Genomic DNA, 12,589 nt, shown 5'->3' on the forward strand with positions numbered 1-12,589 from the left:
GATGAGTTCCCGTACCGACTGGCCCTATCCGCGCGTCGTCGCCCATCGCGGCGGCGGCACGCTCGCGCCGGAGAACACGCTCGCCGCGCTCGACGAGGGCGCGCGGCGCGGTCACCGGATGGTCGAGTTCGACGCGAAGCTGTCGGCCGACGACGTGACGTTCCTGCTGCATGACGACACGGTCGACCGCACGTCGAACGGCAGCGGGCCTGCGGCGGGCATGCGTTATGCCGCGCTGGCCGAGCTCGACGCGGGCGCCTGGTTCGACGTGCGCTTCGCGGGCGAGCGGATGCCGACGTTCGAGGCGGCGGCGGCGCGTTGCATCGCGCACGGGCTGGCCGCGAACGTCGAGATCAAGCCGTGCCCCGGCCGCGAGCGCGAGACCGGGTCGCGGGTGGCCGCCGATGCGGCAGCATACTGGCACGGTGCGCCCGTGGCGCCGCTCCTGTCGTCGTTCTCGTTCGACGCGCTGCAACAGGCGCGCGCGCGCGCACCGGCGCTGCCGCGCGGGATGCTGTACGAGGCGGTGCCGGACGACTGGCATGCGCAGGTCGTCGGCGCGCTCGGCTGCGTATCGTTGCATGCAGACCACAGCAGGCTGAACGAACCGCTCGTGCGCGCGATCAGGGCGGCCGGGCTGCGCATCCTGGTTTACACGGTCAACGACCTCGCCCGGGCGCGCGAACTCGTGCGCTGGGGTGTCGATGCGGTCTGCACGGACCGCATCGACCTGATCGGCCCGACGGCACTCGACGACATCGTGTAACGCCGCGCCCATCCGGCAAAACCCTGCACGGGAACGTGCCTGACGCGAAAAAACGACGCCCCGGCGGGATTCCGACCGGGGCGTTTCGCATCTCGGGCCCGTTACTCAAGGAAAATTCCGCTACAAATTGCAGCGGGATTAACCATTCCCCAAATATTCGACTACGCTTAGAAGCGGTAGCCGACGTTCAGGTACGTGACGATCGGATTGAGCGCGATGTGGGCCTTCGACGTCTCGGTCAGCGTGCCGACCGGCGTGCGGCGGGCCGTCGTGAAGGTCGCGGTGACGCTTACCGGCACGTAGGAGATCGACAGGCCGGCGAACCAGTGCTTCGTGAAGTTGTACGTGAAGCCGGCGTTGAAGACGGGCGCCCACTGGTTGCTCGTGGTCGCGCTGGTCGGGCCGCCGAGCACGCCGTTCTCGAACGCGCTGTTCGTGATCTTCGCGCCCGTGAACCAGACGTACGACGCACCGATGCCGACATACGGGCGGAACTTCGCGTTGGCGTCGTTGAAGTGGTAGCGAAGCAACACGGCGGGGCTCCACTGGTACGCACGGCCGAGTATGCCGAACTTTTCGAACTGACCCTTGCCGGTAATGTCGAACTTTGGCGGTATCCCCATGACGAGCTCGGTGGAGATGTGGTCGGTGATGAAGTAGCCGGTTGCGAGGCCGAGGGTATCGGCGTCGTTGATGCCGGCGCCGGTGTTGGCAATGGACTTGTTGATGGGCGTGCCGCCTACGCCGTACACGTAGAGCGGGTCGCTGCTGTCCTGCGGGGACAGGTGGAACCAGCCCGTGCTGACATAGAAGTCGCCTGCAGATTGTGCGTGTGCCGTACCGCCCGCAAATGCGAAAGCGAGCGCTGCGGCCCCCGTAATGGCCAGTTTTCGATTCATTGTGTCTCCTCCGATCAAAGGCGTGCTCATTATGACGACTGCGTTTAAAACCAAACAAGCTCGCAAGTTAGAGCTTTCTCCCTAGCATTCGCACGACCGTACGCTTCCGCGCCCCGCAGGGACAGGCATTCTACGCAGGTGCGCAATTTCGGACCTCCGGGTATTTCCTAACGCGTTCAAACGGACATTCAGCATGGCACGGTTAGCACGACTCTACGTTCCCGACCAGCCGCAGCACGTGATACTGCGCGGCCTGGATCAGCAACCCGCGTTCGTCGACGACCAGGACTACGAACTCTTCATCGATTGTCTGAAGGCCGCGGCACGCGATCACCATCTTTCGGTGCATGCCTACGTGCTGCTCCCGCGTCAGGTGCAGCTCCTCGTGACGCCGAGCGACGAGGCGAGCCTGCCGAAGGCGATGCAGGCGGTCGGCCGCCGCTACGTCGCGCATTTCAACCGGCGCTATTCGCGCCGCGGCACCCTGTGGGAAGGTCGCTATCGCGCGACCGTGATCGAAGGCGAGCGCTATTTCCTGCTCGCGAGCCGCGTGGTCGAGATGAGCCCGGTGCGCTCGCAGCTGGTCGCGACGCCCGACGCCTATCGCTGGTCGAGCTACCGGCACCACGTCGGGCTCACCGTCGACAGCCTGATCACCGACCATCCGCTCTACTGGGCGCTCGGCAACACGCCGTTCGACCGCCAGCGCGCGTACAAGGAGCTGTGCGAGCAGCCGCTCGACGAGCGGCAGGCCGACCAGCTCCAGCAGGCGACGCTGAAGGGCTGGGTGCTCGGCGGCGAGAACTACCGCGAGTGGGCGGCGCGCACCGCGAACCGCCGTGTGTCGCCGCTGCCGCGCGGACGCCCCAGAAAGGTGCGTGAAAACACGCCGCCGATCCAGCAGTAACGCGGGGAAGGCGGATCACGAGGCGGCGCTGCGGGCGCCGTCTCTTTTTGCACCAAATCGATACGGCCCCAATAAAATAGCACCAGATCCGAGCATGCCTTTAATTGGGGTTCGATCAAGCGGTTTTTGTTGCTATTCCTTTGATTCGTCGCGTATATTCCGAATTCCGGTGGCCCGGGCGAAGCTTGCCCAACCACTGTCGGCCGTGCCGTCTCCCGTCGGGAGCGGGATCGACGGCAACAAAAAAATGGTTCAACGGCCCTCGAGGCCCCTTTACGACGGTGTCCCCATGAACGACCACCAGCAGCCGCTCGCCGCGGTGCCCGCCGCACAAGGTCTGTACGACCCGCAAAACGAACACGACGCCTGCGGCGTCGGCTTCGTCGCTCACATCAAGGGCAAGAAGAGCCACGAGATCATTCAGCAGGGCCTGAAGATCCTCGAGAACCTCGACCACCGCGGCGCGGTCGGTGCCGATCCGCTGATGGGCGACGGTGCCGGCATCCTGATCCAGGTTCCGGACGCGTTCTATCGCGAGGAAATGTCGAAGCAGGGCGTGACGCTGCCGCCGGCCGGCGAATATGGGGTCGGGATGATCTTCCTGCCGAAGGAAAACGCGTCGCGTCTCGCGTGCGAGCAGGAACTCGAGCGGACGGTGCGGGCGGAAGGGCAGGTCGTGCTCGGCTGGCGCGACGTGCCGGTCGACCATGCGATGCCGATCTCGCCGACCGTGAAGGCGAGCGAGCCGCTGATCCGCCAGATCTTCATCGGCCGCGGCAAGGACATCATGGTGACGGACGCGCTCGAGCGGAAGCTGTACGTGATCCGCAAGACCGCGAGCCACCGCATCCAGGCGCTGAAGCTCAAGCACGGCAAGGAATACTTCGTGCCGTCGATGTCGGCGCGCACGGTGGTCTACAAGGGGCTGCTGCTGGCGGGCCAGGTCGGCGTGTACTACCGCGACCTGCAGGACGAGCGCGTGGTGTCGGCGCTCGCGCTCGTGCACCAGCGCTTCTCGACCAACACGTTCCCGGCATGGGAACTGGCTCACCCGTACCGGATGATCGCGCACAACGGCGAGATCAACACCGTGAAGGGCAACGTGAACTGGCTGAACGCGCGTACCGGCGCGATCGCGTCGCACGTGCTCGCCGACGACCTGCCGAAGCTGTGGCCGCTGATCTACCCGGGCCAGTCCGACACGGCATCGTTCGACAACTGTCTCGAACTGCTGGTGATGGCCGGCTACCCGCTCGTGCACGCGGTGATGATGATGATCCCGGAAGCCTGGGAGCAGCACACGCTGATGGACGAGAACCGCCGCGCGTTCTACGAGTACCACGCTGCCATGATGGAGCCGTGGGACGGCCCCGCCGCGATCGCGTTCACCGACGGCCGCCAGATCGGCGCGACGCTCGACCGTAACGGCCTGCGCCCGGCGCGCTACATCGTCACCGACGACGACCTCGTCATCATGGCGTCGGAAGCCGGCACGCTGCCGATCCCCGAATCGAAGATCGTCAAGAAGTGGCGCCTGCAGCCGGGCAAGATGTTCCTGATCGACATGGAACACGGCCGCATCATCGACGACAAGGAGCTCAAGGACAACCTCGCGAACGCGAAGCCGTACAAGAGCTGGATCGACGCCGTGCGCATCAAGCTCGACGAAATCGAGCCGAAGGCCGAGGACGTCGCTGCCGGCCGCACGCAGGGCGCCGCGCTGCTCGACCGCCAGCAGGCGTTCGGCTACACGCAGGAAGACCTGAAGTTCCTGATGGCGCCGATGGCGCAGCAGGGTGAGGAGGCCGTCGGTTCGATGGGCAACGACTCGCCGCTCGCGGTGATGTCGAACAAGAACAAGACGCTCTATCACTACTTCAAGCAACTGTTCGCCCAGGTCACGAACCCGCCGATCGACCCGATCCGCGAGAACATGGTCATGTCGCTCGTGTCGTTCATCGGCCCGAAGCCGAACCTGCTCGACACGAACAACATCAACCCGCCGATGCGTCTCGAAGTGTCGCAGCCGGTGCTCGACTTCAAGGACATCGCGAAGATCCGCGCGATCGACCAGTACACGGGCGGCAAGTTCAGCGCATACGAACTGAACATCTGCTACCCGGTCGCCTGGGGCAAGGAAGGCATCGAGGCACGCCTCGCGTCGCTGTGCGCGGAAGCCGTCGACGCGGTGAAGTCGGGCTACAACATGCTGATCGTGTCGGACCGCAAGACGGACGCCGAGCACGTCGCGATTCCGGCGCTGCTCGCCACGTCGGCGATCCACACGCACCTCGTCCAGCAAGGGCTGCGCACGAGCACGGGCCTCGTCGTCGAGACGGGCTCGGCGCGTGAAACGCACCACTTCGCGCTGCTCGCGGGCTACGGCGCGGAAGCCGTGCACCCGTACCTCGCGATGGAAACGCTCGCGAAGATGGCCGAGGGCCTGCCGGGCGACCTGTCGCCGGAGAAGGCCGTCTACAACTTCACGAAGGCGGTCGGCAAGGGCCTGCAGAAGGTGATGTCGAAGATGGGCATCTCGACGTACATGTCGTACACGGGCGCGCAGATCTTCGAAGCGCTCGGCCTGTCGAGCGACCTCGTCGAGAAGTACTTCAAGGGCACGGCTTCGAAGGTCGGCGGCATCGGCCTGTTCGAAGTCGCGGAAGAAGCGATCCGCCTGCACCGCGATGCATTCGGCGACAGCCCGGTCCTGCGCGACATGCTCGACGCGGGCGGCGAGTACGCGTACCGCGTGCGCGGCGAAGACCACATGTGGACACCGGATTCGATCGCGAAGCTCCAGCACGCGACGCGCAGCAACTCGTACCAGACGTACAAGGAATACGCGCACCTGATCAACGACCAGACCAAGCGTCACATGACGTTCCGCGGCCTGTTCGAGTTCAAGGTCGAGCCGACCAAGGCCATCCCGATCGACGACGTCGAGCCGGCGAAGGACATCGTCAAGCGCTTCGCGACGGGCGCGATGTCGCTTGGTTCGATCAGCACCGAAGCCCACGCGACGCTCGCGATCGCGATGAACCGGATCGGCGGCAAGTCGAACACCGGTGAGGGCGGCGAGGACGAGAAGCGCTATCGCAACGAGCTGCGCGGCATTCCGATCAAGTCGGGCGAGACGCTGAAGTCGGTGATCGGCGACGAGATCGTCAGCGACATTCCGCTGAAGGACGGCGATTCGCTGCGCTCGAAGATCAAGCAGGTCGCGTCGGGCCGCTTCGGCGTCACCGCCGAGTACCTCGCGTCGGCCGACCAGATCCAGATCAAGATGGCGCAGGGCGCGAAGCCGGGCGAAGGCGGACAGCTGCCGGGCCACAAGGTGTCGGAATACATCGGCAAGCTGCGTTACTCGGTGCCGGGCGTCGGCCTGATCTCGCCGCCGCCGCACCACGACATCTACTCGATCGAGGATCTGGCGCAGCTGATCCACGACCTGAAGAACGTGAACCCGAGCTCGAGCATCTCGGTGAAGCTGGTGTCGGAAGTCGGCGTCGGCACGGTCGCGGCCGGTGTCGCGAAGGCGAAGGCCGATCACGTCGTGATCGCGGGCCATGACGGCGGCACGGGCGCATCGCCGCTGTCGTCGGTCAAGCATGCGGGCACGCCGTGGGAGCTCGGCCTTGCCGAAACGCAACAGACGCTGGTGCTGAACCGCCTGCGCGGCCGGATCCGCGTGCAGGCCGACGGCCAGATGAAGACGGGCCGCGACGTCGTGATCGGCGCGCTGCTCGGCGCGGACGAATTCGGCTTCGCGACGGCACCGCTCGTCGTCGAAGGCTGCATCATGATGCGCAAGTGCCACCTGAATACGTGCCCGGTCGGTGTCGCGACGCAGGATCCGGTGCTGCGTGCGAAGTTCAAGGGCCAGCCCGAGCACGTCGTGAACTACTTCTTCTTCGTCGCCGAGGAAGTGCGCGAGATCATGGCGCAGCTCGGCGTCGCGAAGTTCGACGACCTGATCGGCCGCGCCGACCTGCTCGATACGCGCAAGGGCATCGAGCACTGGAAGGCGAAGGGCCTCGACTTCTCGCGCGTGTTCTACCAGCCGGAAGAGTGCGAGGACGTCGCGCCGCGTCACGTCGACGTGCAGGATCACGGCCTCGAGCGTGCGCTCGACCACGTGCTGATCGAGAAGGCGAAGGCCGCGATCGAGAACGGCGAGCATGTGTCGTTCATCCAGCCGGTGCGCAACGTGAACCGTACCGTCGGCGCGATGCTGTCGGGCGTGATCGCGAAGAAGCACGGCCACGACGGCCTGGCCGACGACGCGGTGCACATCCAGCTGAAGGGCACGGCCGGCCAGAGCTTCGGCGCGTTCCTCGCGAAGGGCGTGACGCTCGACCTCGTCGGCGACGGCAACGACTACGTCGGCAAGGGTCTGTCGGGCGGCCGGATCATTATCCGTCCGACCAACGACTTCCGCGGCAAGTCCGAGGAAAACATCATCTGCGGCAACACGGTGATGTACGGCGCGATCGAAGGCGAATCGTTCTTCCGCGGCGTCGCGGGCGAGCGCTTCTGCGTGCGCAACTCGGGCGCGACGGCGGTCGTCGAAGGCACGGGCGACCATGGTTGCGAATACATGACGGGCGGCACGGTGGTCGTGCTCGGCGAAACCGGGCGCAACTTCGCGGCCGGCATGTCGGGCGGTCTCGCGTACATCTACGATCCGGAAGGCACGTTCGCGGCGAAGTGCAACAAGTCGATGGTCGCGCTCGAGCCGGTGCTGCAGCAGGCCGAGCAGGAGCGCACGGTCGACCGCGCACTCTGGCACGCGGGCACGACGGACGAAGCGCTGCTCAAGGGGCTCGTCGAGCGTCATTTCCAGTTCACGGGTTCGCCGCGCGCGAAGTCGCTGCTGGAAAACTGGGACGCGGCGCGCCGCCAGTTCGTGAAGGTGTTCCCGCACGAATACAAGCGCGCGCTGGGCGAGATCGGTGCGAAGAAGGCGGCGAAGGAAGTGCTGGCCGCCTGAGCGACGAACGACATAGCGAATGCCGCGCGCGCTTGATTGCCGCGCGCGGCTCCCCCACTCGATACACCGAACAGAAGAGCACCTTATGGGCAAGGCAACCGGTTTTCTGGAGTTCGAACGCCGCCACGAGGCGTACGAAGCACCGCTCACGCGCGTGAAGCACTACAAGGAATTCGTCGCGGCGCTGACCGACGCGGACGCGAAGGTCCAGGGCGCGCGCTGCATGGACTGCGGCATCCCGTTCTGCAACAACGGCTGCCCGGTCAACAACATCATCCCGGACTTCAACGATCTCGTTTACCGCCAGGACTGGCAGCAGGCGATCGAAGTCCTGCATTCGACCAACAACTTCCCCGAGTTCACGGGCCGCATCTGCCCGGCGCCGTGCGAGGCAGCCTGCACGCTCGGGATCAACGACGATCCGGTCGGCATCAAGTCGCTCGAGCACGCGATCATCGACAAGGCCTGGGCGGAAGGCTGGGTGAAGCCGCTTCCGGCCGAGCACAAGACGGGCAAGAAGGTCGCGGTCGTCGGTTCGGGCCCCGCGGGCCTCGCCGTCGCGCAGCAGCTCGCACGCGCCGGCCACGACGTGACGGTGTTCGAGAAGAACGATCGCATCGGCGGCCTGCTGCGTTACGGGATCCCCGACTTCAAGCTCGAGAAGTGGCTGATCGATCGCCGCATGCGCCAGATGGAAGCGGAAGGCGTGACGTTCCGCACCAGCGTGTTCATCGGCAAGGATCCGCTGCCCGAGTCGATCGGCAGCCTCGCGAAGGAAACCATTTCGCCGGAGAAGCTGAAGGAAGAATTCGACGCGGTCGTGATCGCGGGCGGTTCGGAAACGCCGCGCGACCTGCCGGTGCCGGGCCGCGAGCTCGCCGGCGTCCATTTCGCGATGGACTTCCTGCCGCAGCAGAACCGCGTGAATGCGGGCGACAAGCTCGTCGACCAGTTGCTCGCGAAGGGCAAGCACGTGATCGTGATCGGCGGCGGCGATACGGGTTCGGACTGCGTCGGCACGTCGAACCGTCACGGCGCGAAGCAGGTCACGCAGTTCGAGCTGCTGCCGCAGCCGCCGGAAGAGGAAAACAAGCCGCTCGTGTGGCCGTACTGGCCGATCAAGCTGCGCACGTCGTCGTCGCACGAAGAGGGCTGCGAGCGTGACTGGGCGGTCGCGACGAAACGTCTCGAAGGCAAGAACGGCAAGGTCGAGAAGCTGATCGCGGTGCGCGTCGAGTGGAAGGACGGCAAGATGCAGGAAGTGCCGGGCTCCGAGTTCGAGATGAAGGCCGACCTCGTGCTGCTCGCGATGGGCTTCACGCAGCCGGCCGCCACCGTGCTCGAGGCGTTCGGCGTCGCGAAGGATGCCCGCGGCAACGCGCGTGCGGCAACCGAAGGCGACCGCTCGTACTACACGTCGGTCGACAAGGTGTTCGCGGCAGGCGACATGCGTCGCGGCCAGTCGCTCGTCGTCTGGGCGATCCGCGAAGGCCGCCAGTGCGCACGTTCGGTCGACGCGTATCTGATGGGGCATTCGGAACTGCCGCGCTGAGCTGAATCGCTCGAGCGGGTTTCGATGAAAACCGGGCGTCCGAGAGGGCGTCCGGTTTTTTTATCGACGCCTGATGACAAGGTGGCCGCCTGGAGGAATTTCCCCCGGCATAGCCAATAATTCAATTCGGCATCAATTAAATCGACAATTTATAAAAATAAAAATATAGATAGGGATATTAAGGTGGAGGTTGAATCGAGGTCTGTCGCCGCCTATAGTAATTTTCGCCTGGTTAATTCGGGCAACTGAGAAAGGTCTGGTTTTCATAATTTTTGGAGAAAATCATGGCGTATATGTCGATATCGATTCAGTTTACGCAGGATCCCACCCGTGTCCTCGGCGTTGCCCAGAACAATACCAACGGCAGCGTGATCGGCCCCAACGCTCCGCTGCAACTGCGCTATCTCACCGACCCGAATGTGCAGACCCTGTGGGACTATGATCCGACCCACGGTGCCATCATTCTGGATTTCAGCGAATACAATGGCGGCGGCAAACTGGCGGTCGACTTCAATGACGGCAAGGTCGCCCCCGAAACCCCGCTGGTCCTGCGACCGTTCACCGGAGCGCCTTCGCAGCGGTGGAGCATATCGATTCGCCCCGGATATATCACATCCCTCGCGAATACGAGCCTCGTGTTCGACGATCACTACGATAGCCTGCAAGCCGACAACCTCGTCTGGGCGTACCCCTACAACGGAACGTTCGCGCAACAATGGACTGTGGTTCCTGCCTTCCAGGCAGTAGCCGAGAGAGCGCCGCAATCGCTACGAGCATAAGGATTGTTTGTTGTGGCCGCCATGGGTAGAGGATGCCCGGGGCGGCCAGCGCCGCCTGACTCCCGCGTGTCGCCACCCTTGCCGACGTGCGAATGCTGCAACGGCAATAAACCGGAATCATGGGGGCGCTTCCGGTTTGCCAGATGCATTTCGTCTTTACCGTGCCCGGTTTTTCGAGACACCTGTCATGATTAACGGGTAACAAGAAAAGCACGCTTAATGCCGGACCTCATTTTCCCCCGGAATTCCTGTTTGGCGACCCGCTATTGTTAATGTTTCCGGGTGTCGGAGGTCGCGAATTCCCGTCGCGGTATTTCCGCTGCGGATCGCTGCTTGGCCGCTGAGCCAGGCCCCGTGCGCAATACCGCGTATGGGCCGGGCGGGACGTCGGTCCCCGCGTGCATCAGCCGCCGTTCCCTTGCCGCCGCATGCCGCATTTTCACGAAGCGTCGCCTAACCTGATCACATCGGGCGTCGATTTTCCGCAATTCCGCTTCCTTTCATTTTGTAATAATCCTTGGAAACTGTCATATCATGTCGCCCCGTCGGCCGCATTCGCGCGGCCGACGCATATGACTGACCCCATTTACAAGGACTCTGGATGGAAGCATTCGTGCAAGGGCTGATCGACGCCGTCAACGGCGTGCTGTGGAACTACGTGTTGATTGCGCTGCTGCTCGGCGTGGGCGCGTGGTTCACGCTGCGGTTCCGGATGATCCAGCTGAAGGCGCTGCTCCTCAGCATGAAGCTGGTCGGCAGCAAGGGCGAGCCGGGCAGCATCTCGTCGTTCCAGGCGTTCGCGACCGGGCTCGCGAGCCGCGTGGGCACCGGCAACATCGCCGGCGTCGCGGTCGCGCTGACGGTCGGCGGGCCGGGCGCGATCTTCTGGATGTGGATGACGGCGCTCGTCGGGATGTCGTCCGCGTTCGTCGAGGCGACCCTCGCACAGATCTTCAAGGTGTCGCACCCGGACGGCAGCTATCGCGGCGGCCCCGCGTACTACATCCAGACGGGCTTGCGTTCGCGCGGCTTCGGCGTGCTGTTCTCGCTGTCGCTGATTCTCGCGTTCGGCTTCGTGTTCAACGCGGTGCAGGCCAATGCGATCGCCGATGCATTTCATACGTCGTTCGGGTGGAGCCGCGAGACGGTCGGCCTCGGCCTCGTGCTGCTCACCGCGCCGCTCATCTTCGGCGGGATTCGCCGCATCGCATCGGTCGCGCAGGTGATCGTGCCGGTGATGGCGATCGGCTACCTCGCGCTGGCGATCTACGCGGTCGCGACGCACGTTGCGCTGGTGCCGGGCGTGATCGCGCTGATCGTGAAGAGCGCGTTCGGGCTCGAGCACGCGGCGGGTGGCCTGACCGGCTATGCGGTCAGCCAGGCAGTCGCGATGGGCGTGAAGCGCGGGCTGTTCTCGAACGAGGCCGGCATGGGCAGCGCGCCGAACGCGGCCGCGACCGCCAGCGTGCGGCATCCGGTCGTGCAGGGGTTGATCCAGATGCTCGGCGTGTTCGTCGACACCATCGTGATCTGCAGCGCGACCGCGTTCGTGATCCTGCTGTCGGGCCAGTACGAACTCGGTACCGGCATGGCAGGCGCGGCGCTCACGCAGCGCGCGATCGCGAGCCACGTCGGCGACTGGGGCGGTATCTACATGGCCGTCGCGATCTTCTTCTTCGCGTACTCGTCGGTGATCGGCAACTACGCGTATGCGGAAGGCAACGTCGAATTCATCACGAAGCGGCGCGGCGTGCTGCCGCTGTTCCGTATCGCGGTGCTCGGCATGGTGATGTTCGGCAGCGTCGGGCAACTGCCGCTCGTGTGGGCGATGGCCGATACGAGCATGGGGCTGATGGCGATCATCAACCTGGTCGCGATCCTCGCGCTCGGCAAGTATGCGCACGCCGCGTGGCGCGACTATCGCCAGCAGCGCGCGCAGGGTATCGCCGAACCGGTGTTCACCCGCAACACGATTCCCGAGCTCGCCCGCGTGCTGCCGGCCGACGTGTGGGGCGAGCACGGCCCGCTGCCGCAGCGTCCGGCTTCGGCCGAGGCGACCGCCGAAGTGCGCGTGGCGGTGCGCGAGTCATGAACGGCGACCGGCTCCGTGCGTTCGTCGCGCTGATGCCTGACACGGCATCGCGCGACGCGCTGCACGCGTTGCCGGTCACGCGTGGCGCGCGCCGCACATCGCCTGCGCAACTGCACGTGACGCTCGCGTTCATCGGCGCGATCGAACGTGCGCGTTGCGACGCGCTGGCCGCGCGCCTGCCGGCGCTCGCGGCCGCGCATGCGCTGCCGTTGCAGCCGGTCGAGCGGATTGCGTGGTGGCCGAGCCTGCCGCGTGCGCGGCTGATCGTCGCGGAACTCGCGGTCGAGCCCGCGTGTGCGGCGCTGAATGCCGACTTGTCCGCGCTGCTGCGCGAACTGGGCGTGCCGGCCGACCGCCGGCCGTTCCGGCCGCACGTCACGCTCGCGCGGCTGCCGCGCAATGCGGATGGGCAGCCCGCACACGGCGGCGCGACCGGGCGGCCGGTCGCGGTGCGTTTCGGCGCGCTGACGCTATTTGAAAGCCGGCTGTCGCACGACGGCGTGTCGCATGTGCCGATCGTGTCGGTGCCGGTCGCGCCGGCGTAGCAGGACGGCGGGCAGGACGAGGACGAGAAGGCCGGCGCCGCATGCGCCGGCATTTT

At 65.3% G+C, this 12,589-nt stretch carries 8 protein-coding genes; 7 read left to right on the plus strand and 1 reads right to left on the minus strand.

Annotated elements, in window-relative coordinates; all coding sequences use genetic code 11:
• Position 1: 1 nt before the first annotated feature.
• Positions 2–766 (plus strand): glycerophosphodiester phosphodiesterase, encoded by a 765-nt coding sequence (gene ugpQ / locus DIE22_RS31295; RefSeq protein WP_124606870.1) that lies wholly within the window; start codon positions 2–4, stop codon positions 764–766.
• Positions 767–933: 167 nt separating this feature from the next.
• On the opposite strand, the gene DIE22_RS31300 is transcribed toward ugpQ, so the two are convergent.
• Entirely contained in the window at positions 934–1,665 is a 732-nt protein-coding gene (locus DIE22_RS31300; protein WP_124501159.1) for an OmpW family protein, read from the minus strand.
• A 193-nt stretch (positions 1,666–1,858) separates the two neighbouring features.
• Between DIE22_RS31300 and DIE22_RS31305 the strand changes: the two genes are divergently transcribed.
• The 6 genes from DIE22_RS31305 to thpR all read left to right on the plus strand — a co-directional run bounded on the left by DIE22_RS31305 (position 1,859) and on the right by thpR (position 12,533).
• Positions 1,859–2,572: a transposase gene (locus DIE22_RS31305; protein ID WP_040143092.1), complete on the plus strand. Its 714-nt coding sequence runs from the start codon at positions 1,859–1,861 to the stop codon at positions 2,570–2,572.
• A 289-nt stretch (positions 2,573–2,861) separates the two neighbouring features.
• Positions 2,862–7,565, plus strand: a complete 4,704-nt coding sequence (locus DIE22_RS31315) for a glutamate synthase-related protein (protein ID WP_124501161.1) — start codon at positions 2,862–2,864, stop codon at positions 7,563–7,565.
• An 85-nt stretch (positions 7,566–7,650) separates the two neighbouring features.
• Complete coding sequence (locus tag DIE22_RS31320; RefSeq protein WP_124501162.1) at positions 7,651–9,117, plus strand: glutamate synthase subunit beta; 1,467 nt, start codon at positions 7,651–7,653, stop codon at positions 9,115–9,117.
• Positions 9,118–9,401: 284 nt separating this feature from the next.
• The gene (locus tag DIE22_RS31325) at positions 9,402–9,896 is read left to right on the plus strand and encodes an RICIN domain-containing protein (protein WP_124501163.1); all 495 of its coding nucleotides are present in this window, start codon (positions 9,402–9,404) and stop codon (positions 9,894–9,896) included.
• A gap of 601 nt (positions 9,897–10,497) precedes the next feature.
• On the plus strand, positions 10,498–11,988 hold the full coding sequence (locus DIE22_RS31330) for a sodium:alanine symporter family protein (protein ID WP_124606872.1): 1,491 nt from the start codon (positions 10,498–10,500) through the stop codon (positions 11,986–11,988).
• Positions 11,985–12,533: an RNA 2',3'-cyclic phosphodiesterase gene (thpR, locus tag DIE22_RS31335; RefSeq protein ID WP_124501165.1), complete on the plus strand. Its 549-nt coding sequence runs from the start codon at positions 11,985–11,987 to the stop codon at positions 12,531–12,533. The genes DIE22_RS31330 and thpR overlap by 4 nt, the downstream gene beginning before the upstream one ends.
• The last annotated feature ends 56 nt before the right edge of the window (positions 12,534–12,589 follow it).

This window comes from Burkholderia sp. Bp9142 (genome assembly GCF_003853415.1).
Taxonomy (GTDB): domain Bacteria; phylum Pseudomonadota; class Gammaproteobacteria; order Burkholderiales; family Burkholderiaceae; genus Burkholderia.

Coding starts and splice junctions, on each gene's coding strand:
- ugpQ (WP_124606870.1), top strand. CDS start 2: ATGAGTTCCCGTACCGACTGGCCCTATCCGCGCGTCGTCGCCCATCGC.
- DIE22_RS31300 (WP_124501159.1), bottom strand. CDS start 1,665: ATGAATCGAAAACTGGCCATTACGGGGGCCGCAGCGCTCGCTTTCGCA.
- DIE22_RS31305 (WP_040143092.1), top strand. CDS start 1,859: ATGGCACGGTTAGCACGACTCTACGTTCCCGACCAGCCGCAGCACGTG.
- DIE22_RS31315 (WP_124501161.1), top strand. CDS start 2,862: ATGAACGACCACCAGCAGCCGCTCGCCGCGGTGCCCGCCGCACAAGGT.
- DIE22_RS31320 (WP_124501162.1), top strand. CDS start 7,651: ATGGGCAAGGCAACCGGTTTTCTGGAGTTCGAACGCCGCCACGAGGCG.
- DIE22_RS31325 (WP_124501163.1), top strand. CDS start 9,402: ATGGCGTATATGTCGATATCGATTCAGTTTACGCAGGATCCCACCCGT.
- DIE22_RS31330 (WP_124606872.1), top strand. CDS start 10,498: ATGGAAGCATTCGTGCAAGGGCTGATCGACGCCGTCAACGGCGTGCTG.
- thpR (WP_124501165.1), top strand. CDS start 11,985: ATGAACGGCGACCGGCTCCGTGCGTTCGTCGCGCTGATGCCTGACACG.